We start from the raw sequence: 23,084 nt of genomic DNA, 5'->3' as shown, positions 1-23,084 counted from the left end.
GTAAATCATTACATGCTGCGGATGTAATCATCCATATCGGTTTTCAGGTTATCGGATTTAGTCCCGAAAATCGCCTGCACACCGGAACCGGCTACCACCACGCCACGGGCGCCGAGGTTTTTCAGTTCAGTCTGATCCACTTTCGCCACATCGGCGACGCTGACACGTAAACGGGTGATACAGGCATCCAGGTTGGTGATGTTCTCTTTACCACCAAACGCCGCCACCAGTTTGCCCGCCATCTCTGTACCGGTCGCGGTAGATTGCTCGCTGCTGCTGCTCTCTTCGCGGCCAGGTGTTTTCAGATCCAGCTTCGCGATCAGTACACGGAATATGGTGTAGTAAACCAGACCATAGATGATACCAACAATCGGGAACAGCCAGATTTTACTGCTGTTGCCGCTCAGTACGATAAAGTCGATCAGACCGTGTGAGAAGCTGGTGCCATCACGCATCCCAAGCAGGATACAGATTGGGAATGCCAGACCCGCCAGCAGCGCATGGATCACATACAGGATTGGTGCCACGAACATGAATGAGAATTCAATCGGTTCAGTGATACCGGTCAGGAATGCGGTCAGCGCGGCGGAGATCATGATACCGCCCACTTTGGCGCGATTTTCAGGCTTCGCTGAATGCCAGATAGCAATCGCTGCCGCTGGCAGACCGTACATTTTGAACAGGAAGCCGCCAGAGAGTTTACCTGCGGTCGGGTCACCCGCCATATAGCGCGGGATATCACCGTGGAACACCTGACCTGCCGCATTGGTGTATTCACCGATCTGCATCTGGAAAGGAACGTTCCAGATGTGATGCAGACCAAATGGCACCAACGCACGTTCAATTACGCCATAAATACCAAAGGCGACAACCGGGTTTTGATAGGCAGCCCACTGCGAGAATTCCTGAATCGCGGAACCTATCGGTGGCCAGATAAAGGAGAGCAGCACGCCGAGAATGATAGCTGCCAGACCGGAAATAATCGGCACAAAACGCTTACCGGCAAAGAAGCCCAGATATTCTGGCAGCTTGATGCGGTAGAAGCGATTAAACATGTAAGCGGCGATGGAACCGGCGATAATACCGCCCAGTACCCCGGTGTCGGCGAGGTGTTTAGCTTCGATCTCCGCCGCAGGCAGATGCAGCACCAGCGGGGCAACCACCGCCATGGTTTTCACCATGATGCCATAGGCAACAACCGCTGCCAGCGCCGAAACGCCGTCATTATTGGTAAAGCCCAGCGCCACACCAATAGCGAAAATCAGCGGCATGTTGGCGAACACCGATCCACCCGCTTCTGCCATCACATGCGAAACCACTGCAGGTAACCAGCTGAAATTGGCTGAACCGACCCCTAACAAAATACCGGCAATCGGCAGAACCGATACCGGCAACATCAGCGATTTACCGACCTTTTGAAGGTTGGCAAAAGCATTTTTGAACATAGCGTGAAGCTCCTGAGTAAGAGTGCATATTTGCGCAGTGCGCGTGGCAAAGAGGGAGGATTCTTTGCCGGGCTGGCGGTGACCGCCTTTTGATTTATTACGAAGGGTAAAATAATTCCCGATTTGTTACTTTGACGGGTATCACGTTTCGACAATCACAAGGGCGCACTTTACGAAATTTCTTACTGATCCGCACCAGTAATCGGCGATAAAAAGCTGACCCTGTCTGAAAAAACAGGGTCATATACGCTGGTTACAGATTAATTACAGAGGCTGAAATAATAGCTGATCAGGCGCCCAGCTGGCTCATCGGGATATGAAACAGCGTTGAGAAGTTTTGGGTTGTTGTGGCTGCCAGCGTTTCTAAATCCACCCCTTTTAGTACAGCCAGATATTCGGCAACATCGCGCGTATAAGCGGGCTGATTCTCTTTACCACGGAAAGGCACCGGGGCCAGATAAGGCGAATCCGTTTCCACCAGCATCCGATCCAGCGGCACATAGCGTGCGGCTTCACGTAACTGCTCGGCATTGCGGAATGTGACGATGCCGGAAAAAGAGATGTAGAAGCCCATATCCAGCAGTTTTGCTGCGGTGGGCTGATCCTCAGTGAAGCAGTGCAGCACGCCGCCGCAACGTTCAACCTGCTCTTCACGCAGAATCGCCAGCGTATCTTCGCGGGCATCACGGGTGTGAACAATGATCGGTTTGTTCAGCGCAATACCGGTACGGATATGTTCCCGGAACGAGCGCTGCTGCTGATCTTTCGTTTCTGGCTGATAGTGATAATCCAGCCCGGTTTCCCCCAGAGCCACCACCTGAGGATCGGCAGAGAGCCGACGAAACTCCTCAACATCATAGGCCTCTTCCTGATTCAGCGGATGCACACCGCAGGAGAGCGCTATATTTTTCCGTTCGCCGACCAGACTTTTAAGGGTATGAAAACCCGGCAGCGTAGTGGCGATTGCCAGCATAAATTTCACATCACGCGCCGCCGCTTTGGCGATCACATCATCCAGGTCACGATGGTTTTTTTCATAGTCCAGACCATCAAGATGGCAATGGGAATCCACAATAAACATAATTACTCTCAGATAGGTTTAGCACACCTGCGCGGGCTTCTGTTTGTCCGCCCAGCTCAGAAGCTGATCGGTCAGCAATAATTCGCGATTTACCGATGCCACATGCAGTAGCTGCTCGCGACAGCGCATCCACTCCTGGATGCTGCTGTTGAGCGCGCTGGCTGAAAAGTATCCGGCCAGCAACTGCACCACATCCTGACGATCGATATTACTCAGCCACTGACCTGCATGTTGCTGCCACTTCATTGCATCCAGCAGCAAAGAGAGCAGCCAGCCGATACGCGCTGCCGCGTCGTCGGCGTTCAGCGCAGGCAGCAGTTGCAGGATGTCCTGCTGCAACGCAGCGGACAGCGCATCGCAGAGCTTCTGCCGGGCCTGCCACGGTCCGTTCTCCAGCAGGCTCAGCGCCGCACCGGGTGCACCTGCGCTCAGACGCAGAGCCGCCAGCAGCATCTGTTCGTCGTGCGAAGCGTGCTTCTTCAGCCAGAGCAGGCTTTGTCCTTCGTCCGGCGGCGTCAGATGCAGCGCCATGCAGCGGCTGCGCAGCGTGGCCAGCAGGCGCGAGGGATCGCGGCTGCTGAGGAAGAACCAGCTGTTGGCTGGCGGCTCTTCCAGCGTTTTCAGCAAGGCGTTAGCCGCCGCTTCCGAAAGCTGCGCGGCATCCGGCAGCCAGACCACTTTCGCGCCGCCCTGCTGACCAAAGTGGTACATTTTTTCCGTAACCTGCCGCACCGCATCGATGCCCAGGGTACTTTTGCCCTTCTCCGCTTCAAGCCGATACCAGTCAGGATGGGTATTGGCCTGCATCAGCTGGCAACCGTGACACTGCCCGCAACTTTTCAGGCCATCCCGCTGCTGGCACATCAGCCAGCGGCTCATCCCCCAGACCAGCGCCTCATCGCCCATACCTGCCATCGCCTGGATCAACAACGCATGGTGAGCGCGATTCTCCTGATGCTGGCCAATCACCTGGCGATAAGGCTGATTCAGCCACGGGTACCAGTTCATCACGCCTGCTCCGCCAGCCAGCCATCCAGCACCGACTGAAGTGACGCTGTCACATCACCAAGTGATTGTGTCGCATCGATGGTGATGATGGTAGGGTCCTCCGCTGCCAGCGCCAGATAGCGCGCGCGGGTGCGTTCAAAGAAGCGCAATGACTCCTGCTCAATGCGATCCAGCTCACCGCGCGCACGGGCGCGCTGCAGACCGATGTCGGGTGTCACATCAAGATAGAGCGTGAGATCGGGGCGGAAATCGCCTAAGACGGTATCGCGCAGCGTCTGCATCAGATCGGCGTCAAGTCCACGTCCGCCCCCCTGATAAGCCTGAGAAGAGAGATCATGACGGTCGCCGATCACCCAGGCACCGCGCGCCATCGCCGGTTTAATGACCGTTTCCACCAGCTGAACCCGCGCCGCATAGAGCATCAGCAGTTCCGCTTTATCTGTAACCTGCTCGCCCTCAATACCCTGCTTAACCAGCACCCGCAGCTGTTCTGCCAGCGGCGTACCGCCTGGCTCACGGGTAAAGACCAGATCGTGAATGCCACAGGCACGCAGCGTGGCGACGATGGCATCACGCGCGGTGGTTTTACCAGCGCCTTCCAGGCCTTCAATGACGATAAACTTACTGTTCATTTTTTTCCTTTAGCGTCTGCCGGTAAACCTGCACCGCCTTGTTATGGCTGGCAAGATTAGTCGTAAAGGTATGGCCGCCCTTGCCGTCTGCAACAAAGTAGAGATAGTTGGTTTTCTCGGGATGGGCCGCTGCCTGCAATGAAGCTTTACCCGGCATGGCGATCGGACCCGGCGGCAGACCGTTAATGATATAGGTATTGTAAGCGCTGACCGTCTCAAGATCTTTGCGGGTCAGCGTCCCGTTATAGCTGTCGCCCATGCCATAGATGACGGTGGGATCGGTCTGTAACCGCATACCGGTGCGCAGGCGATTGATAAACACCGAGGCTACGCGCGCGCGCTCTTCGCTGACGCCGGTCTCTTTCTCAATGATTGAGGCCATGGTCACCAGATCCTGCGGGGTTTTATAAGGCAGATTATCCGCCCGTCCCTGCCACACCTCAGCAATGGTTTTTTTCATCCGATCATGAGCGCGCTGTAGCAGCGCCATATCGGTGGTGTTAGCCGTGTAAAGCCAGGTATCCGGGAAGAAGTTGCCCTCCAGCTGCTCAGGCTCCACTTTTAGTGCGCTGGCAAGGGTGGCGAACTGATCATCTTTTAGAGTATGCCGGATATAAGGCGCTTTGCGCAGCTCACTCAGCCACTCTTTCAGCCGCTGGCCTTCCACGAACCGCACCGGGAACTGCGCCTCTTTACCGCTGGCCAGCAGCTGTAACAGCGAGCGCACCGTCATGGTTGGCTCAAGGCGATAGGTACCCGCCTTGAAGGTCGCCAGTTCCGGTTCCAGACGCAGCAGCGCGCCAAACCAGATACTGTGCGGAATAATCTTCTGCTCTTCCAGCTGCGCTTCAAGTGCGACCCGGCCCGTGCCGGCAGGCAGCGTGTAGATCGTTTCCTGCTGCAGGGTTAACGGGGTGGCCGCAAACCGCTTAACCTGCCAGTAACTCAGCACAGCCGCGAGACCCACGATCGCCAGCAGGCTGACGACGATTTTTTTGCTTCGAATCATGATGCATCCATTATCTTTTCACAGCTTGCGCGCAACTGATTAAACAGCGAACGCTCAGTAAACTCTACCGCTTCTATCTGTCGGACCGGCAGGACCGGCATCAGCGCATTACATATCACCACTTCATCGGCGGCCAGCAGCTGCGCCGGTTCGCTTTTTATTACCTGGCAAGCCTGGCCTTCGGCCGCAAGTTGCGCCATCAGACTTCGCCGCATAATGCCATCCACACCCGACGCTGACAGATCAGGCGTGAAAATTTGCGAGCCCTGACGCCAGAATAAATTGGCCGCACAGCATTCCACCACCCAACCTTCAGTGTCAAGCACCAGCGCCTCGTCGGCGTCTGTCTGGTCAAGATGAGCTCTGATCATCACCTGCTCCAGACGATTAAGGTGCTTGATACCGGCAAACTGTGGGTTTCGTGCCAGACGGATCGGGCTGAGCCTGAGTGACGCGCCACGCTGCTGTATATCGGCGTAATGTTGCGGCCAGGGCGCCAGCGAGACGATTCGCGTGGGTTCACCACAGCCGCGCCGGCTGTAGCCCCGTCCGCCGCTGCCGGCGCTGATAATCACTTTCAGCACCGCCTGGGTTTGTTGCTGCGCGGCCTGTCGCATTTCAGTCTCAAGCTGAAGCCAGTCGACGCCATCAATCCATAATCGCTCACAGCCCTCTTTGAGGCGCTGAATGTGGCTTTCCAGCAGCACGATTTTACCCTGACGCACCGCGGCGGTAGTAAAACAGCCATCCCCAAACTGCAGGCCGCGGTCACTGGCGGCCAGCATCGATTGTTTTAACCCGTTAATCCACATGGTTCTCTCCTGAGCGTGACTCGTGATTTCAGCGCATTCTGCAGGATAAAAAAAGGCCCGCATCGCGGGCCTTTTTAGCAATCAACAACGATTACACTTTACGGAAGATCAACGAACCGTTGGTTCCGCCGAAACCGAAGGAGTTACACAGGGTGTACTCCAGACCGGGAACCTGACGCGCGGTGTGGGGCACGAAGTCGAGATCGCAGCCCTCATCCGGATTGTCGAGGTTAATGGTCGGTGGAACGGCCTGGTCGCGCAGCGCCAGAATCGAATAGATCGATTCAACCGCGCCTGCCGCACCCAGTAAGTGCCCGGTCATTGATTTGGTCGAGCTCACCATCACGCTGCTGGCTGCTGCCCCAAAGACCGATTTCACCGCCCGCGCTTCCGCTTTATCACCCGCTGGCGTGGAGGTGCCGTGCGCGTTGACATAGCCGATCTGCTCTGGCGTAAGCTGAGCATCGCGCAATGCGTTGATCATTGCCGCCGCGGCGCCTGATCCATCTTCTGGTGGTGAAGTCATGTGGTAGGCATCGCTGCTCATACCAAAACCTACGATTTCCGCGTAGATTTTCGCACCACGTTTCTTCGCATGTTCATACTCTTCGAGTACCACAATGCCAGCGCCGTCACCCAGCACAAAACCGTCACGATCTTTATCCCACGGGCGGCTGGCCGCTTGCGGGTTTTCATTACGGGTTGAGAGAGCACGTGCTGCACCAAAGCCACCGACGCCTAATGGCGTACTGGCTTTCTCTGTGCCACCCGCCAGCATCACATCAGCATCGTTATAGGCGATGATACGTGCGGCATGACCGATGTTATGCACACCAGAGGTACAGGCTGTCGCGATAGAGATGCTTGGACCTTTCAGGCCATACATGATGCTGAGATGACCCGCCACCATGTTAACGATGGTTGAAGGCACAAAAAATGGGCTGATTTTGCGCGGGCCGCCGTTAACCAGTGAAGTATGATTCTCTTCAATCAGACCTAAACCACCGATGCCGGAGCCAATTGCTGCGCCCATACGGCTTGCATTTTCGTCGGTAACTACCAGACCACTGTCCTGCATGGCCTGCATACCGGCCACAATGCCGTACTGGATGAAGGCATCCATCTTGCGCTGATCTTTGCGCGAGATGTAGTCATCACAATTAAAATCTCTTACCAGACCTGCAAAACGTGTTGCATAAGCACTGGTATCAAAATGGTCGATCAGGGTAATGCCGCTCTGACCGGCAAGGAGAGCACTCCAGGTAGACTCTACGGTATTGCCGACAGGAGACAACATGCCAAGACCAGTCACAACTACACGACGCTTAGACACGTTCGTCCTCCAGGGAGGGGAAATAGGGAACTATGTGGGACAAACAAAAAAATCAGGCGGTCGAGCGACCGCCTGAAGATATTCATTAGCCTTTATGGCTATTGATATAGTCGATCGCTGCCTGAACGGTAGTGATTTTCTCAGCTTCTTCGTCTGGAATCTCAGTATCAAACTCTTCTTCCAGAGCCATCACCAGCTCAACGGTATCAAGAGAATCGGCACCCAGGTCTTCTACGAAAGATGCAGAGTTGGTGACTTCTTCCTCTTTCACACCCAGCTGCTCACTGATGATTTTCTTAACGCGTTGTTCGATATCGCTCATACTATTTAATTTCCTATCAAAACTCGCTTTCGCGATGGTTTTCGTAGTGTATAAAATGGTGAAAAAGATGCAACAAAATCCCGGCTGGTCGAACCACGATTTTGCGTTATTTTGCGGTTCTAACCGCAAATAAAGCAAATCATTTCGTGATTTATCAGACCATGTACATTCCGCCGTTGACGTGCAGCGTTTCACCTGTGATGTAGGCTGCTTCGTCAGAGGCTAAAAATGCCACAGCATTGGCGATTTCCTGAGCATCGCCTAAGCGACCCGCAGGAACTTCCGCCAAAATACCGGAACGTTGATCTTCGTTCAGTGCCCGCGTCATGTCAGTCTCAATAAAGCCTGGAGCCACGACGTTGACGGTAATGCCACGTGACGCGATTTCGCGCGCCAGTGATTTGCTAAAGCCAATCAAACCCGCTTTTGCTGCCGCATAGTTTGCCTGGCCCGCATTACCCATGGTTCCAACAACGGAACCAATGGTGATGATACGGCCCACGCGCTTTTTCATCATGGCACGCAGGACCGCCTTGGAAAGGCGGAATACCGATGTGAGGTTGGTATCCAGGATATCCTCCCACTCATCGTCCTTCATGCGCATGAGAAGATTATCACGCGTAATGCCTGCATTATTGACTAAAATATCCACTTCGCCAAATTCAGCACGAATATTCTCTAAAACAGTGCTGATTGAGTCAGCGTCAGTCACATTCAGTAACAGGCCTTTGCCCTTGTCGCCAAGGTAAGCACTGATGGCGTCGGCGCCACTCTGGCTGGTTGCAGTTCCTACCACTTTAGCACCGCGTGCCGCCAGTGTTTCTGCAATCGCACGACCAATGCCGCGACTCGCGCCGGTAACCAGCGCAACTTTACCTTCAAAGCTCATGATTTTCCTCTTATTCCTTACCGAGTGCAGCCGTCAGGGATGCAGTATCGTTAACGGCAGCCGCTGTCAGGCTATCGACAATACGTTTCGTCAGTCCGGTCAGGACTTTACCTGGCCCCATCTCCAGGAGCTGCGTCACGCCCTGTGCTGCCATCGCTTCCACGCTCTCGGTCCAGCGAACCGGGCTGTAGAGCTGACGGACCAGCGCATGGCGGATGGCCGCAGCGTCGGTTTCAGCTTTCACATCGACGTTGTTGATCACCGGTACCGCAGGCGCGTTAAAGGTGATGCTCTCCAGCGCCACCGCCAGTTTATCGGCCGCAGGCTTCATCAGTGCGCAGTGAGAAGGAACGCTGACCGGCAGTGGCAAGGCACGCTTAGCGCCCGCTGCTTTACAGGCGGCACCCGCACGTTCAACGGCTTCTTTGTTACCCGCAATAACCACCTGGCCCGGCGAGTTAAAGTTAACCGGTGAGACAACCTGACCCTGCGCGCTCTCTTCACAGGCTTTGCGGATAGTCGCGTCATCCAGGCCAATAATCGCCTGCATCGCGCCAGTGCCTTCAGGCACCGCTTCCTGCATCAGTTTGCCGCGCAGTTCAACCAGCTTCACTGCATCCGCAAAGTTAAGCACACCCGCGCAAACCAGCGCTGAATATTCACCCAGGCTGTGACCAGCCATCAGGGCTGGCTGTTCACCGCCCTGCTGCTGCCAGACACGGTAGATTGCCACGGAGGCGGCTAACAGTGCAGGCTGAGTCTGCCAGGTTTTGTTCAGCTCTTCAGCCGGACCCTGACTTACTAATTGCCACAGATCATATCCCAGCGCGTCAGAGGCTTCACGGAAGGTCTCTTCTACCAGCGGATACGTTGCCGCTAATTCAGTCAGCATGCCCACGGTCTGTGAACCCTGACCGGGGAAAACAAATGCAAATTGCGTCATTTTTCGTTCCTGTCAATCAAAAGCGAACCAGCGCAGAACCCCAGGTGAATCCACCACCAAAGGCTTCCAGCAGAATAAGGTGTCCGGGTTTGATGCGGCCATCACGGACCGCTTCATCCAGTGCGCTTGGCACCGATGCGGCAGAGGTATTGCCATGACGATCCAGTGTGACGACCACTTTATCCATGGTCATGCCGAGTTTTTTCGCGGTGGCGCTGATAATGCGCAGGTTCGCCTGATGCGGCACCAGCCAGTCCAGCATTTCACGATCGAGATTATTGGCCTGCAGCGTTTCATCAACGATGTGAGCCAGCTCGGTGACGGCAACCTTGAAGACTTCGTTGCCTGACATGGTGACATAAGCGGGCTGATCCTGATGCGCACGATCCTGATAAGGCAGCGTCAGCAGCTGTGAATAGCGACCATCAGCATGAAGATGGGTAGAGATGATCCCCTGCTCTTCGCTCTGACCCAGCACGACCGCGCCTGCACCATCGCCAAACAGGATGATCGTGCCGCGATCTTCCGGATCAAGCGCGCGTGCCAGGACATCAGCACCAATCACCAGCGCATGTTTCACCGCGCCATTTTTGATGTATTGATCGGCCACGCTCAGTGCATAGGTGAAACCTGCACAGGCGGCAGCGAGGTCAAACGCCGCGCAGTCTTTGATTTCCAGCATTTGCTGGATCATGCAGGCAGAACTGGGGAAGGCATGACTGGAAGAGGTTGTGGCGACAATAATCAGCCCAACATCGTTCGCTTCAATGCCTGCCATTTCAAGGGCGCGTTGCGCCGCGCTGAATCCCATGGTGGCGACGGTTTCGTCAGGCGCAGCAATACGACGCTCGCGGATGCCGGTACGGGTAACAATCCACTCGTCCGACGTCTCCACCATTTTTTCCAGATCGGCATTGGTGCGGATCTGGCTTGGCAGATAACTGCCCGTACCGATAATTTTGGTATACATCTAGGCTTTGTCACTCCTGGCTAATACAGCATCAAGGCGCGCAGCAATTCGCTCGGGAATTTGCTGCCTCACCGCCTGCTCTGCCTGTTCTATCGCCACAGCGAAGGCGTGTTGATTTGCCGCACCGTGACTCTTGATCACTGTTCCGCGCAATCCTAACAGACAAGCGCCATTGTACTGGTCAGGGTGGAGATGCCCGAAGCGCTTCGTCAGACGTTTCTGAATCCAGCGTCCCAGCAACAGAAGCCACCATGACCGTTTTTTACCTTCCCCTGATGACTTCAGCAGAGAAAGAAACATTCTTACCACGCCTTCCATAGTCTTCAGCGTGACGTTTCCGACAAAACCGTCACAGACCATCACATCCGTTTTACCGGTGAGCAGTTCGTTACCTTCAAGGTAACCAATATAGTTGATTTGCGGTGATTCTCGCAGCACTGCCGCGGCGTCGCGGATCGTTTCCAGCCCTTTGGTCTCTTCATGACCAATATTGAGCAACGCGACACGGGGCCGTGCAATACCAAGCACATGCTCAGCCATTACCGACCCCATTACAGCAAACTGCACCAGCATCGCACTGTCTGAGCCCACATTTGCGCCCAGATCCAGCACCACGGTTTTACCCTGTTGCTGGTGCGGTAAAACGGACATCAGCGCCGGACGTTTAATGCCATCCAGCGGTTTTAATAAGAGTGTCGACAGCCCCATCAGCGCACCGGTATTCCCGGCGCTGATGCAGGCCTGCGCACGTCCCTCTTTAACCATCTCCAGTGCAACACGCATTGAGCTGCCGCGACTGTTGCGGATGGCCTGAGCGGGCCGCGCATCACTTGCAATAACCGATTCGGCAGGGATGACCTGCAAACGCCCCATCAGGGAGGAATCCGCTTTGGCAAGCAATGGCATGAGGGTGTCGGGATGTCCGACCAGAAGAAGGAATAGTTCCGAATGAGAGGCCAGTGCCTGCAATGCTGCAGGCACTGTCACGCAGGGACCGAAGTCCCCGCCCATGGCATCAATCGCCAGGGTCAAACGTGTCAAGGTATCGCCTTGCTAAGCAAGAAACTTACTTAACGATAACCTTGCGACCGCGGTAGTAACCGTCCGCAGTGATGTGGTGACGCAGATGAGTTTCGCCAGAAACTTTATCTACTGACAGAGCAGCAGTGGTCAGCGCATCGTGTGAACGACGCATACCACGCTTAGAACGGGTGGGTTTATTCTGTTGTACGGCCATGGACCTTACTCCTATTACTTACGCTTTAAACTGGCTAATACGGCAAATGGATTTGGTTTCTCCACCTCTGCAGGCAGTTTACCAAAGACCATGTCCGCCTCGGACACTTCACAGTGTTCAGAATCGTGCACCGGAACGACCGGCAGCGCGAGAATAATTTCATCCTCGACAACCGCCAGCAGATCGATCTCACCAAACTCGTTGACATCGACCGGCTCGTACGCTTCCGGCAATGCCTCGGCCTGCTCTTCAGAAGAGACAGGGCTGAAGCAGTAACTCACTTTTACGTGATGAGGAAAGGTCTGGTTGCAGCGCTGGCAACGCAACGTCACTTGTACTTCAGCAGTACCCGTCAGTACTGCCAGACGTTGGTTATCAACCGCAAACGACATGGCACAATCCACATCACTGTCCACACTAACGACCGACTCGGCCACACGCTCCACCTGTACAGATGTGTAGACACCCTGATAATCAAGGCGCTTCTGAGCAGTGCGGACAGGGTCCAGCGTTAGGGGTAATTTTACCTTTTGCATAGGGCGCGCATATTAACTTTGTAATGTCATAGAGTCAAAGAAAAAGGCCGTTAAACAGCATCTTTCAACCACTATTCGCATCCAGTGCGGCGCACAGTTTAAAATGACTGTCACCAATTCGCTATCACTATTGAAAAAAAATGACGCCATCGATTCTTTTAGCTTCAACCTCGCCCTTTCGGCAGGCATTACTGCATAAACTGGGCCTGCCTTTTATTACCGCCGCGCCTGAGGTTGATGAGTCACCCCAGCCCGATGAAACCGCTGAAGCGCTGGTAACCCGTCTTGCCGTAGCTAAAGCGCAGGCACTGGCAAAAACGTATCCCAGCCACTGGATAATCGGCTCCGACCAGGTTTGCGTGCTGGATGGCGCTATCGCCGGTAAGCCTCACACGGCTGAGAATGCGCGGGCGCAACTGCGTGCCGCCAGCGGAAAAGCCATTACCTTTTATACCGGTCTGGCGCTATTTCATCCGGCCAGTGGCACGCTGCTGCACTGCTGTGAGCCCTTTGTGGTTCATTTCCGCACGTTAACTGACGCTGAAATCAGCGGCTATGTGGAAAAGGAGCAGCCGCTTCAGTGTGCGGGCAGTTTTAAAAGTGAAGGTCTGGGGATTTGTCTGTTTGATCGGCTGGAGGGACGCGATCCCAATACGCTGGTCGGGCTGCCGTTGATCGCGCTCAATGAGATGTTGCAGCAGGCCGGCATCAATCCTTTAACGAACTGATGCCGGAGAGATTACGCTTTCCGCTGACGCAGCTTAAGCAGGCATTGCTTCAGGCCATCATCCAGTGGCGCTTCGACCCGCATCACTTCGCCGGTGCCGGGATGCGTAAAGGTCAGCGCCGCAGCATGCAGGAAAAGGCGTTTTAAACCGGTTGCCGCCAGCTGACTGTCAAACTCACGTTCTCCGTAGCGATCGTCGAAGGCAATGGGATGCCCGGCATGCAGCGTATGGACGCGAATCTGATGCGTACGACCGGTGACCGGGCTCGCTTTCACCAGCGTGGCAAATTCGAACCGCTCTTCTACTTTAAAGCGGGTTTCCGAGGCTTTGCCTTCGCTGCTGACGCGCACCACGCGCTCACCGCTTTGCAGGATGTTTTTCAGCAGCGGCGCCTGAACCACCTTCAGGTGTGACGGCCAGTTGCCGCGCACCAGGGCCAGATAGTCTTTCTGCATCCCCTTTTCACGCAGTTGCTCATGAAGAGAACGCAGCGCCGAACGCTTTTTAGCGACCAGCAGAATGCCGGAGGTGTCACGATCCAGGCGATGCACCAGCTCCAGAAAGCGTGCTTCCGGTCGTAGGGCACGTAACCCTTCAATCACCCCGAAGCTGAGTCCGCTACCGCCATGCACGGCTGTGCCGGAAGGCTTGTTCATCACCAGCAGCGACTCATCCTCAAACAGGATGGCATCGGCCAGTGACGCCACTTTCGCCAGTTTGGGGGAAACGGCATCTTCATCGCGTTCCGCTACCCGAACCGGCGGAATGCGCACCTCATCGCCCTCCTCCAGCTTATATTCTGGCTTGACGCGCTTTTTATTCACCCGCACCTCGCCTTTGCGAACGATGCGATAAATCATGCTTTTGGGCACACCCTTGAGCTGGGTGCGCAAAAAATTGTCAATGCGTTGTCCGGCATTTTCAGCCGTGATGGCGACAAAATGTACGCCGGGATTCTCTGTTTTCATGGCGGCGATTCTAAATAGTGTCCCCTGATAGCGCCACCCCTTTTTCTGTGCTTAACTCTGGAGTTGATGTGACGGCAGGTCGCCTCTCTGCTGGCTTTTTCAGCAAAGCGCTGTTTTGTCCGACACATTAGCGATTTAAATGTAAAGAAACTTCACAAGCTGGCTAAAGTCGCCTTGCTATATGAAGGTTAGCAATGGAATAATGCTTGAGTTTCTTACCTGAACCATTTCAGGGCAGAAAAAGAGCGAAATTGTCATTTTGCCGGATTGAGCAGACACGCAGCAATGGCGTAAGACGTAATGCGAAATCAGGCACTTAGCGGGCTGCGGGTTGCGGCCTGGACAACAGTATGGGATGCACGGGTTTTCTTTATTCTCTCAGGCATTTCCACTATCTGGTGCTGTTTTCCCTTATGAAAAACAGGCCACCGACGTTATTTGCGCCCCTCGCGCGGTCGACAGCCGTGAGGTTGACGACATTGCACTAAGTCACGGGGCCATCGGTTGATACTCGTCCAGGGTAACTATGCCCGCAGCTGTAATCACTCATGAAAGAATAACGAGTAAGTCACGATGAAAAGAATGTTAATAAACGCAACTCAGCAGGAGGAGTTGCGCGTTGCCCTGGTTGACGGTCAGCGTCTGTACGATCTGGATATTGAAAGTCCTGGACACGAGCAGAAAAAAGCCAACATTTACAAAGGTAAAATCACTCGCATTGAACCCAGCCTTGAAGCTGCGTTTGTCGATTACGGCGCAGAGCGTCACGGTTTCCTCCCGTTAAAAGAAATCTCCCGCGAATACTTCCCCTCCAGCTACAACGCGCATGGTCGTCCGAATATTAAAGACGTGCTGCGTGAAGGTCAGGAAGTCATTGTTCAGATCGATAAAGAAGAACGCGGCAATAAAGGCGCTGCGCTGACCACCTTTATCTCTCTGGCGGGCAGCTATCTGGTACTGATGCCGAACAACCCACGTGCAGGCGGTATCTCTCGCCGTATCGAAGGTGACGATCGTACCGAGCTGAAAGAAGCCCTGTCGGCGCTGGAACTGCCGGAAGGCATGGGCCTGATTGTCCGTACTGCGGGCGTCGGTAAATCAGCCGAATCGCTGCAGTGGGATTTAAGCTTCCGTCTAAAACACTGGGAAGCGATCAAGAAAGCCGCTGAAAACCGCCCTGCTCCGTTCCTGATCCATCAGGAAAGTAACGTGATTGTGCGTGCCTTCCGCGACTATCTGCGTCAGGACATCGGTGAAATCCTTATCGATAACCCGAAAGTACTGGAACTGGCGCGTCAGCATATCGCTGCGCTGGGCCGTCCGGACTTCAGCAGCAAAATTAAGCTCTACACCGGTGAAATCCCGCTGTTCAGCCACTATCAGATCGAATCGCAAATCGAATCCGCTTTCCAGCGTGAAGTCCGCCTGCCTTCCGGTGGCTCGATTGTGATCGACAGTACCGAAGCACTGACCGCTATCGATATCAACTCAGCACGTGCAACGCGCGGCGGTGATATCGAAGAGACGGCGTTCAACACCAACCTTGAAGCGGCCGATGAGATTGCACGTCAGCTGCGTCTGCGTGACCTGGGCGGCCTGATCGTTATCGATTACATCGATATGACGCCGGTACGCCATCAGCGCGCGGTTGAGAATCGTCTGCGTGAAGCTGTCCGTCAGGACCGCGCCCGCATTCAGATCAGCCACATTTCACGTTTCGGCCTGCTGGAGATGTCCCGTCAGCGTCTGAGCCCGTCATTAGGTGAATCCAGTCATCACGTCTGCCCACGCTGTAGCGGCACCGGCACCATCCGTGATAACGAGTCACTGGCGCTGTCGATCCTGCGTCTGATTGAAGAAGAAGCGCTGAAAGACAACACCAAAGAAGTTCACGCCATTGTTCCGGTTCAGGTGGCCTCTTACCTGCTGAATGAAAAACGTGAAGCTGTTAACGCTATTGAAACACGCCAGGGTGGCGTGCGGGCTATCATCGTTCCTGATGACAAGATGCAGACCCCACACTACTCCGTGCTGCGCGTGCGCAAAGGCGAAGAGACGCAGACCCTGAGCTATCATCTGCCGAAGCTGCATGAAGCCGAAATGGCGATGCCGTCGGAAGAGGAACATGCTGAACGTCGTCGTCCTGAGCAGCCTGCTCTGGCCGCGTTTGTGATGCCTGATGCGCCTCCGGCACCGGTAGAAGTTGAGCCAGAAGCGCAGCGCGCTGAAGCCCAGCCAGCCGCAAAAGCAGCACCTGCTGTGGCTGCGCCTGCTACCGTCAGCACCGGCTTCTTTGGCCGTCTGCTTGGTGGCCTGAAAAAAATGTTCGCAGGCGAAGAAGCCCCTGCCGCCGCACCCGTGGCCACTGAGGTTGCAGAACCGCAGAAAGCGCCTGAAAGCGAGCAGGAAAACGGCAACGGCCGTGGCGAGCGCCGCAACAACAATAACAACCGTCGTAACAATAATCGTCGTGAGCGTACGCCGCGCAACGGAGATAACGCGCAGTCGCGTGAAGGCCGTGAACCACGCGAAAACCGTGAGCCTCGTGAAAACCGCGAACCTCGTGAAAGTCGTGAACCGCGCGAAAGTCGCGAGCCACGTGAAAATCGCGAGCCGCGCGAGGGTAACGATAATCGCCGCAACAAGCGTCAGTCCCAGTCTGGTGAAGTGCGCGAAGAGCGTCCGGCACTGAGCGAAGAAGCGCGCCAGCAGCGTGATGAGCAGCAGCAACAGCGCCGTGAACAGCGTGCTGAGCGTCAGCGTCGTCGTCAGGAAGAGAAACGCGCCGGTGAAGAAGCCGCCAAAGTGGCTGAGCAGCCGGTAGTGGTAGCCGACGTTCCGGACGTGACCGAGCCGCAGGATGATGAGCGCGTACAGGTTATGCCGCGTCGCAAGCCGCGTCAGCTGAACCAGAAGGTGCGTGTTGATGATAACCGTCCACCTATGCCAGCCGAAGCCAGCGACTTTGCCCAGCCAGCTGAAGTGCGTCAGCCTCAGCAGACAGACGTGGCTCAGCCGCAGCCTGAGTTCCAGGCACCGCAGGGTGAAGAGCAGGATGACAACGACAACCGTGATAACGCCAATATGCCGCGTCGTTCACGTCGTTCGCCTCGTCATCTGCGCGTCAGCGGACAGCGTCGTCGTCGTTACCGTGATGAGCGTTATCCGACTCAGTCAGCAATGCCGCTGGCCGCTGCAGCTGCATCACCTGAGATGGCATCCGGTAAAGTCTGGATCCGTTACCCGGTGAGCCAGGCCAGCGAAGAGCAGGTTCAGAATGTGACTCACGAGACGTCAGCGTACAACCGCGAAGAGACAGCAGACGCCGCCAGTGCGCTGCCCGTTGCTGCCGCAGTTGAATCTGTTGCTCAGGAAGCGCCAGTGCAACAGGCCGAGCCGCAGGCAGAAACGCCAGTGCCGGTCGTGAACACTGACGATACTCGTGCTATCGACGCGCCGGTTGACGAGCAGCCTTCCGTTGTTCCGGCGGCAGATGAAGCAAAAGCGGAAGCGGTAGCAGCTGAAGCCGTGCCTGCTGAGCCTGTCACCGAAGCGCCGGTTGTGACACCTGCGGTTGAGACTGCACAGCCTGCAGCGGTTGCAGAAGAAGCACAACCTTCAGAGGTTGCTGAGCAATCGGCTACCGACGTCAGCGAAGCGATCGCAGCAGAAGTTGAAGAAGTTCTGAATGCGCCAGTCGCTGCTGAAGCTGAAACAGCGCCAGTTCGTGAACCTCATGCTCCGGTGGCCGCACGCGATGTCGCCCCTGCAGCACCGGTCACTGCGGCCGAACCTGTTGCATCAGTGCCTGCAACGGCATCCGAGCCTGCAACTGCCTCAGTGCCGAATGACGGTACGCGCTGGAAGCATTTTGCCTCTGCGCCGATGACTAAAGCACCTGCGCCAGTCTGGCAGTCAGAACCGGCACCGCACAGTGACTGGGTGCGTGCACCTTATGAGTTCGACGGTCGCGGTTCTGCGGGTGGTCATAGCGCCACACATCATGCCACTGCCCCGGCGACCAAGCCGTAACGCACAAGCTGTTGTGAACTGAACCCCGGCCTGCAGGCCGGGGTTTTTTTATGCCTGCGATTCTGCCCGCCAGCGGACAGAGGATAATTAACCTCCCCTCCTCGCTTATCAGGAATCAGGAAAGTGTGTGCGTGGCGTGAAAGCAGGTCTGTTATGCGAGCAGCCTGTCGCTGTAAATCAACCCGGTTTAATTTCTATGGTTCCCACCACCGGCTGAATCGCAGGCAAAAAAATCCCACCCTCCTTTAGCGGGAGGGTGGGAAAAAGTAAGCGTATCCGGTTAAAGTACGCTCAAAATTTCAGGTCAGACTACGAATTCATCTGGAACAGCGACATCTTAGACATGTCGGTAAAGGTCTTATAGGACGCCTGTAATGCCGTCTGCTGCATGGTGTAGTTAGAAGCTGCTTCGGTTAAATCCACGTTAACCAGGTCACTCATCTGCGAGCTGTAAATCACACTACGGTCATCGCCCTGGGCATTCAGCGTATCGATCTCACCAAGCTGGGTACCAATCTCAGAACGCACGGTTAAGACATTATTCAGCGAGTTACCCAGGCCACGGTTGGTTTTATCCATCGCCGCCTGGAAGGTCTGTTTGGTTGCGGCGTCAGCATCATCCTGCGGCACTTTCAGCGCAGCAATGGCGCTATCCAGCATCTTAAACACATTCGTTTCGCTGGCGCTGCCATCCGGCTCTTTGGTGGCATTGCCGGAGATCGCCATAAAGATATTGTCACCGGTATGGCCCACAGTCATGGTACGGCTGGTATCGACCTTCTGAGTGATCGCCTCGGTGCCGCCTGCGTAGCCGACGCCGGTGCCTGCCGCATCCACAAATGGCGCACTGTCAGTTTTATAACCGGCAAAAATATAGCGGCCATTGGCATCCTGGCTGTTTGCCTGGTTCAGCAACTGGGCACGGATACCCTCCAGCTGGGTAGCAATCGAACCACGGTCATCGTCGCTCAGCGTACCGGTTGAACCGTTGACGATCAGCCCTTGCGCAGCAATGATCCCATCGGTGACGCCTTTCAGCGTATTCTCTTCCAGTGAGAGACCCTGCTCGGCAAAGGTACGCGCCAGCGCATACTGCTTGCCCTGCTGCTGGGTTTGTGACAACACGACAGCACGAGAGGCGGCAATCGGATCGTCCGAAGGATTATTCACACGGCGGCCGCTGGAGAGCTCCTGGCCTGATTTCAGCCAGGAGGCCTGTGAGTCAGTGATGCCACGCACCTGCTGCTCAAAAATCATATTTGTACTGATTCGCATGTTATCTCCTGCCCTTAGCGAATATTGATCAATGCATTAAACACGGTGCTGGCAGTCTGCAGCACCTGCGCATTGGCCATGTAATATTGCTGATATTTGGTCAGGTTGGCGTACTCCTCATCGAGGTTTACCCCAGAGACCGATTGCTGGCGCTGGGTCAGCTGACTGACCACGCTTTTCTGAGTGGTGCTGGTGGTTTCCAGTGAACTGGTTTTGTTACCCACACTACTGACGATGGTGGCGTAGGCCTGAGACAACGTGGCGTTGCCGCCGACCAGTTTCACATCCTGCAGATTCAGCAGTTTTTGCGCATTACGGTTATCACTCTCGCCGCCTACGGCACCCGCGGCGGCCACCTGCGATTCACTGGTGATCGCGACTGACATATCGTTGATGGCGTTCTGGACCGGCTTCACCAGGAAACTGTCTTTGGCAGCAGGTGCAGGCGTGCCGGCGACGGTCAGTTTCAGGCCGTCAAAGCTCAGCGTGGTGTTGCCACTGGCATCGGTACCTGGCGTGATGGTAACGGCCGTACTGTCTGAGGCGCGGGTCGCGGTCCAGTTATTGCCGTCATAACTTACGGTGTAGTTGGACGCTTTCAGTGCACTGGTATCGGTCCACTCAGCGGTGACGGACGCGGCGGTGCTGTTTTTACTGTTGCCCACCACGATCGGGCTGCCGATATTAAAGAAATCGACGCCCTGATTGCCTTTGCTATCAAATCCCTGCTTGTGAACATCGTTGAAACTGGTGGTAAACGCCGCCGCTAACTGACCCAGCTGGTTCTGTGCCAGATCCAGATCCTGAGTACGGAACGCCAGCAGACCGCCCAGCGAACCGGTGGTGATCAGCTTTTCCGGGATCTCGACGTTGCCCGCCTGCTTATCGACATAGCCGATGGTAGTGCGGGTCGGATCGCTGCTGGAAGGCATCGCCACCAGATCGTGAGATTTGTCGCCGTTCACCAGCGTCAGGCCATTGGCCATCGCAACCGTGTAGCCGCCATCCTGCTGCGATACCGTCACACCAACCACGTTATTCAGGGTATTCACCAGCTGATCGCGCTTATCGAGCAGATCGTTAGGTGCGGCACCGTTTGCCGTGCTCAGTTTGCCAATCTGTTTGTTCAGATCGGCAATCTGGCTGGTAATGGTATTGACCTGCTTGATGCTGGAATCGACATCGGCGTTGACGCTGTTCTGCATATTATTCAGGTATTGCGCTGACGTCTGGAACTGGCTGACCAGCCCCTGCGCATTGCTGAGCATCGACTGACGCGCCGACGGATCGTTGGCGTTGCTGACCACGTTCTGCAGGTTGGTAAAGAAGCCCTGCAGCGAGGTCGACAGGCTGGTAGTCGAGGTCGACAGCAGATCGTCAATGTTAGAAATCTGGCTGTGCTGGGTGCTTACCGCGCTGTAATTCGCGCTGGAACCGCGCAGCTGCGTAGCAATAAACGCATCATATTCACGTTGTACACCGGTGATATTCACGCCGTTACCATAATAGCTATTGCCCTGCAGGGTACTGTTCGCCTGCGCCAGTACCGTGGTCTGACGTGAATAGCCCGCCACGGTGTAATTGGAAATGTTGTTACTCGTGGTGCTCAGAGCGGCCTGCGCGGCACTCAATCCGCTCATCGCGGAGTTAATTATGCTGGACATCTCGGTTCCTTACGTTCCCCGTCAACCGGGCTGGCAGACATCAAAGTGGGCGCCAGCAGGCGAAAACGCTTCTGGCTATAGGGATGTTATCGGCTTGCTAAAGTGAAACTTGAGGCGCAATGATCAGAACAGGTCGCCCATATCCTGACTGTAAGCTTTGACCACTTTGTCGCCCATACTTTTGAATTGCTGAATCATTCCCACCAGCTTTTGCGCATATTTTGGATCGGTGGCATAACCGGCCGCCTGTAAGGCCTGCGCACCCTGCTCTGCGCTTGAGGCGTTCGTCACCGCCGCATAGCGTGGGTTTTTGGTCAGGAGTTTGACGTAGTCGGTCAGCGCCTCGAAATAGGAGTTATAGACGCGGAAGCTGGCACGCACTTTCTTCGCTTCGCCCTGCTCATATTCGGTGGTCATGATATCGGTGGTGTCACCTTTCCAGTCGCCGCTGGCTTTAATCCCGAACACGTTGTAGCTCGGTTTGCCGTCGCGGGTCAGGATCTGACGCTGGCCCCAGCCCGACTCCAGCGCAGCCTGCGCCAGAATCAGGTGATGAGGAATGCCACTCTGCTGGCTGGCAGCCTGCGCCGGTTGCGTCAGCTGGGCGATAAACTCGCGGCTGTCACTGGGCAGACCCGTCGGTGAAGCGACCGGCGGCAGACGCGGCATTGCCTTACGCACAATCTGCTCCAGCTGCTGCGCCGGCAGTGGTGTTGCCCCGCTGGTGCTGAGAATAAAGCTGTTATCCAGCTTCATCGGCACCGTACCGGCTTTTTCATCCGGCGCGGTGGCGGGCTGCATCTGTTTGACGATGGTTTCCGCCAGGCCGAGGCCGCGCTTCCCCATCTCCTGTGCAATCTGCTGATCATACATAGAGGTAAAGAGTTTGGTCTGCTCGTTGCCCATAATGCCGTCCTGCGGCAACGCCTCGCGCATACTCTTCAGCATCATCTGTACAAACATCCCTTCGACCTGACGCGCCACCTGCAACGCTTGTCCTTTCGGATCGTTGCTGGCCTGGCGTTTCAGTTCATTCAGGGAACGGCTGTCGAAAGCCGAACTCGTCAGAGATTGCATATCAGCCATCAGATAATTTCCAGTTTGGCACGCAGACAGCCGGCACTCTGCATCGACTGCAGAATTGACATCAGTTCGATAGGTGACGCACCCAGCGCATTCAGCGCACGCACCACGTTGTTCAGGTTGGCGCTGGCGTTGACGCGTTGCAGCGCACCGCCGGTCTGGCGCAGATCGATCTGAGTCTGCGTCGTCGCCACCGTCTGACCACCGGCCAGTGGAGTATCAGGCTGACTGACGTTCTGCTGCTGGTTAACCGTCACCGACAGGTTGCCCTGCGCGACCGCACACTGATTCAGCGTCACTTCACGGTTCATTACCACCGAACCGGTACGGGAGTTGATGATGACTTTGGCATCTTCAACCGGGATAGACACATTAATGTTCTGGATCTCAGCCAGCAGACGTACCTGCGCACCATTATTAGGCGATACGCGGATCTGCACGGTACGGGCATCCAGCGGCTGCGCTGCGCCGTAGCCGCCACGGGCGTTAATGGCATCAGCAATTCGCTGCGCCATTGAGAAATCTTCGCTGTTAAGCTGCAGGTTAATGGTGTTCTGCGTACCAAAGTTGCTCTGCAGTTCACGCTCAACGGTTGCACCGCCGGTGATACGGCCACCGTTCAGCTGGTTAACCTGAACACTGCTGCCGCCCGCTGACGCACCCGCGCCACCGACAAGGATATTACCCTGCGCCAGCGCATAAACCTGGTTATCGACCCCTTTCATCGGCGTCATTAACAGCGTGCCGCCGCGCAGGCTTTTGGCGTTACCCAGCGACGAGACCACCACATCCAGGTTCTGTCCCTGACGGGCAAACGAGGGCAGTTTAGCGGTGACCATGACGGCCGCCACGTTCTTCAGCTGCATGTTGGTTCCGGTGGGAACGGTAATACCAAGCTGCGACAGCATGTTGCTCACTGTCTGAGTGGTAAATGGCGTCTGGGTGGTCTGGTCACCGGTGCCATCCAGCCCCACGACAAGGCCGTAGCCCAGCAGCTGGTTATCACGAACGCCCTGTACCGTGGTTAAATCACGAATCAAATCGGCTTTTGCCAGCAGGCTGACGCCCAGCAGCAGCGCCAGCCCGGCGCGTAACAGCGTTAACTTTTTCATTGAAA

Annotated in this window: 21 protein-coding genes; 2 read left to right on the top strand and 19 right to left on the bottom strand. The window is 55.6% G+C overall.

The window, feature by feature from the left end:
- Positions 1–8 precede the first annotated feature (8 nt).
- The 14 genes from ptsG to yceD all read right to left on the bottom strand — a co-directional run bounded on the left by ptsG (position 9) and on the right by yceD (position 12,217).
- A complete protein-coding gene (ptsG, locus tag AC6I8B_RS07735; RefSeq protein ID WP_010669858.1) occupies positions 9–1,445 on the bottom strand; it encodes a PTS glucose transporter subunit IIBC in 1,437 nt (478 codons plus the stop codon).
- Between the two features lie 289 nt (positions 1,446–1,734).
- Positions 1,735–2,526, bottom strand: coding sequence for a metal-dependent hydrolase (locus AC6I8B_RS07730; protein ID WP_033757273.1), 792 nt, complete (start codon positions 2,524–2,526; stop codon positions 1,735–1,737).
- An 18-nt stretch (positions 2,527–2,544) separates the two neighbouring features.
- The gene (holB, locus tag AC6I8B_RS07725; protein WP_157351867.1) at positions 2,545–3,534 is read right to left on the bottom strand and encodes a DNA polymerase III subunit delta'; all 990 of its coding nucleotides are present in this window, start codon (positions 3,532–3,534) and stop codon (positions 2,545–2,547) included.
- A complete protein-coding gene (gene tmk / locus AC6I8B_RS07720; RefSeq protein ID WP_157351864.1) occupies positions 3,534–4,166 on the bottom strand; it encodes a dTMP kinase in 633 nt (210 codons plus the stop codon). The genes holB and tmk overlap by 1 nt, the downstream gene beginning before the upstream one ends.
- Positions 4,156–5,175 (bottom strand): cell division protein YceG, encoded by a 1,020-nt coding sequence (gene yceG, locus AC6I8B_RS07715; RefSeq protein ID WP_122458893.1) that lies wholly within the window; start codon positions 5,173–5,175, stop codon positions 4,156–4,158. Before yceG ends, tmk begins: the two co-directional genes overlap by 11 nt.
- Positions 5,172–5,987 (bottom strand): aminodeoxychorismate lyase, encoded by an 816-nt coding sequence (pabC, locus tag AC6I8B_RS07710; RefSeq protein WP_157351863.1) that lies wholly within the window; start codon positions 5,985–5,987, stop codon positions 5,172–5,174. The genes yceG and pabC overlap by 4 nt, the downstream gene beginning before the upstream one ends.
- 91 nt (positions 5,988–6,078) lie before the next feature.
- Entirely contained in the window at positions 6,079–7,320 is a 1,242-nt protein-coding gene (gene fabF / locus AC6I8B_RS07705; RefSeq protein ID WP_022625869.1) for a beta-ketoacyl-ACP synthase II, read from the bottom strand.
- 85 nt (positions 7,321–7,405) lie between these two features.
- Complete coding sequence (acpP, locus tag AC6I8B_RS07700; protein WP_003849865.1) at positions 7,406–7,642, bottom strand: acyl carrier protein; 237 nt, start codon at positions 7,640–7,642, stop codon at positions 7,406–7,408.
- Positions 7,643–7,796: 154 nt separating this feature from the next.
- A complete protein-coding gene (gene fabG / locus AC6I8B_RS07695) occupies positions 7,797–8,531 on the bottom strand; it encodes a 3-oxoacyl-ACP reductase FabG (protein ID WP_010246337.1) in 735 nt (244 codons plus the stop codon).
- Positions 8,532–8,541: 10 nt separating this feature from the next.
- Entirely contained in the window at positions 8,542–9,474 is a 933-nt protein-coding gene (gene fabD / locus AC6I8B_RS07690; RefSeq protein WP_157351861.1) for an ACP S-malonyltransferase, read from the bottom strand.
- 16 nt (positions 9,475–9,490) lie between these two features.
- Positions 9,491–10,444: a beta-ketoacyl-ACP synthase III gene (locus AC6I8B_RS07685; RefSeq protein ID WP_010246341.1), complete on the bottom strand. Its 954-nt coding sequence runs from the start codon at positions 10,442–10,444 to the stop codon at positions 9,491–9,493.
- On the bottom strand, positions 10,445–11,485 hold the full coding sequence (gene plsX / locus AC6I8B_RS07680; protein ID WP_497817690.1) for a phosphate acyltransferase PlsX: 1,041 nt from the start codon (positions 11,483–11,485) through the stop codon (positions 10,445–10,447).
- Between the two features lie 25 nt (positions 11,486–11,510).
- Complete coding sequence (gene rpmF / locus AC6I8B_RS07675; RefSeq protein WP_003849870.1) at positions 11,511–11,681, bottom strand: 50S ribosomal protein L32; 171 nt, start codon at positions 11,679–11,681, stop codon at positions 11,511–11,513.
- Between the two features lie 14 nt (positions 11,682–11,695).
- Positions 11,696–12,217, bottom strand: coding sequence for a 23S rRNA accumulation protein YceD (gene yceD, locus AC6I8B_RS07670; protein ID WP_010246346.1), 522 nt, complete (start codon positions 12,215–12,217; stop codon positions 11,696–11,698).
- A 140-nt stretch (positions 12,218–12,357) separates the two neighbouring features.
- Between yceD and AC6I8B_RS07665 the strand changes: the two genes are divergently transcribed.
- Positions 12,358–12,945 carry a Maf family protein gene (locus AC6I8B_RS07665; RefSeq protein ID WP_157351859.1) on the top strand — a complete coding sequence of 196 codons (588 nt, stop codon included), beginning with the start codon at positions 12,358–12,360 and terminating at the stop codon, positions 12,943–12,945.
- 11 nt (positions 12,946–12,956) lie between these two features.
- On the opposite strand, the gene rluC is transcribed toward AC6I8B_RS07665, so the two are convergent.
- Positions 12,957–13,913 carry a 23S rRNA pseudouridine(955/2504/2580) synthase RluC gene (gene rluC / locus AC6I8B_RS07660; RefSeq protein ID WP_010669849.1) on the bottom strand — a complete coding sequence of 319 codons (957 nt, stop codon included), beginning with the start codon at positions 13,911–13,913 and terminating at the stop codon, positions 12,957–12,959.
- A gap of 573 nt (positions 13,914–14,486) precedes the next feature.
- Between rluC and rne the strand changes: the two genes are divergently transcribed.
- A complete protein-coding gene (gene rne, locus AC6I8B_RS07655; protein ID WP_497817689.1) occupies positions 14,487–17,945 on the top strand; it encodes a ribonuclease E in 3,459 nt (1,152 codons plus the stop codon).
- 309 nt (positions 17,946–18,254) lie between these two features.
- Here the strand turns inward: rne and flgL are convergent, their stop codons facing one another.
- The 4 genes from flgL to AC6I8B_RS07635 form a co-directional block, all read right to left on the bottom strand.
- Complete coding sequence (flgL, locus tag AC6I8B_RS07650) at positions 18,255–19,220, bottom strand: flagellar hook-associated protein FlgL (protein ID WP_022625873.1); 966 nt, start codon at positions 19,218–19,220, stop codon at positions 18,255–18,257.
- 14 nt (positions 19,221–19,234) lie between these two features.
- Positions 19,235–20,884, bottom strand: coding sequence for a flagellar hook-associated protein FlgK (flgK, locus tag AC6I8B_RS07645; RefSeq protein ID WP_010669846.1), 1,650 nt, complete (start codon positions 20,882–20,884; stop codon positions 19,235–19,237).
- Between the two features lie 123 nt (positions 20,885–21,007).
- Positions 21,008–21,970, bottom strand: a complete 963-nt coding sequence (gene flgJ, locus AC6I8B_RS07640; protein WP_010246357.1) for a flagellar assembly peptidoglycan hydrolase FlgJ — start codon at positions 21,968–21,970, stop codon at positions 21,008–21,010.
- A complete protein-coding gene (locus AC6I8B_RS07635; RefSeq protein ID WP_010669845.1) occupies positions 21,970–23,079 on the bottom strand; it encodes a flagellar basal body P-ring protein FlgI in 1,110 nt (369 codons plus the stop codon). Before AC6I8B_RS07635 ends, flgJ begins: the two co-directional genes overlap by 1 nt.
- Positions 23,080–23,084: the final 5 nt, after the last annotated feature.

The organism is Pantoea sp. X-Soil-ISGK-285, assembly GCF_059730815.1.
This window is presented reverse-complemented; position numbering and strand designations above follow the sequence as displayed.

Excerpts from the sequence above, each read along its gene's own strand:
- ptsG (WP_010669858.1), bottom strand. The coding sequence starts at position 1,445 with ATGTTCAAAAATGCTTTTGCCAACCTTCAAAAGGTCGGTAAATCGCTG.
- AC6I8B_RS07730 (WP_033757273.1), bottom strand. The coding sequence starts at position 2,526 with ATGTTTATTGTGGATTCCCATTGCCATCTTGATGGTCTGGACTATGAA.
- holB (WP_157351867.1), bottom strand. The coding sequence starts at position 3,534 with ATGAACTGGTACCCGTGGCTGAATCAGCCTTATCGCCAGGTGATTGGC.
- tmk (WP_157351864.1), bottom strand. The coding sequence starts at position 4,166 with ATGAACAGTAAGTTTATCGTCATTGAAGGCCTGGAAGGCGCTGGTAAA.
- yceG (WP_122458893.1), bottom strand. The coding sequence starts at position 5,175 with ATGATTCGAAGCAAAAAAATCGTCGTCAGCCTGCTGGCGATCGTGGGT.
- pabC (WP_157351863.1), bottom strand. The coding sequence starts at position 5,987 with ATGTGGATTAACGGGTTAAAACAATCGATGCTGGCCGCCAGTGACCGC.
- acpP (WP_003849865.1), bottom strand. The coding sequence starts at position 7,642 with ATGAGCGATATCGAACAACGCGTTAAGAAAATCATCAGTGAGCAGCTG.
- fabG (WP_010246337.1), bottom strand. The coding sequence starts at position 8,531 with ATGAGCTTTGAAGGTAAAGTTGCGCTGGTTACCGGCGCGAGTCGCGGC.
- fabD (WP_157351861.1), bottom strand. The coding sequence starts at position 9,474 with ATGACGCAATTTGCATTTGTTTTCCCCGGTCAGGGTTCACAGACCGTG.
- AC6I8B_RS07685 (WP_010246341.1), bottom strand. The coding sequence starts at position 10,444 with ATGTATACCAAAATTATCGGTACGGGCAGTTATCTGCCAAGCCAGATC.
- rpmF (WP_003849870.1), bottom strand. The coding sequence starts at position 11,681 with ATGGCCGTACAACAGAATAAACCCACCCGTTCTAAGCGTGGTATGCGT.
- yceD (WP_010246346.1), bottom strand. The coding sequence starts at position 12,217 with ATGCAAAAGGTAAAATTACCCCTAACGCTGGACCCTGTCCGCACTGCT.
- AC6I8B_RS07665 (WP_157351859.1), top strand. The coding sequence starts at position 12,358 with ATGACGCCATCGATTCTTTTAGCTTCAACCTCGCCCTTTCGGCAGGCA.
- rluC (WP_010669849.1), bottom strand. The coding sequence starts at position 13,913 with ATGAAAACAGAGAATCCCGGCGTACATTTTGTCGCCATCACGGCTGAA.
- rne (WP_497817689.1), top strand. The coding sequence starts at position 14,487 with ATGAAAAGAATGTTAATAAACGCAACTCAGCAGGAGGAGTTGCGCGTT.
- flgL (WP_022625873.1), bottom strand. The coding sequence starts at position 19,220 with ATGCGAATCAGTACAAATATGATTTTTGAGCAGCAGGTGCGTGGCATC.
- flgK (WP_010669846.1), bottom strand. The coding sequence starts at position 20,884 with ATGTCCAGCATAATTAACTCCGCGATGAGCGGATTGAGTGCCGCGCAG.
- flgJ (WP_010246357.1), bottom strand. The coding sequence starts at position 21,970 with ATGGCTGATATGCAATCTCTGACGAGTTCGGCTTTCGACAGCCGTTCC.
- AC6I8B_RS07635 (WP_010669845.1), bottom strand. The coding sequence starts at position 23,079 with ATGAAAAAGTTAACGCTGTTACGCGCCGGGCTGGCGCTGCTGCTGGGC.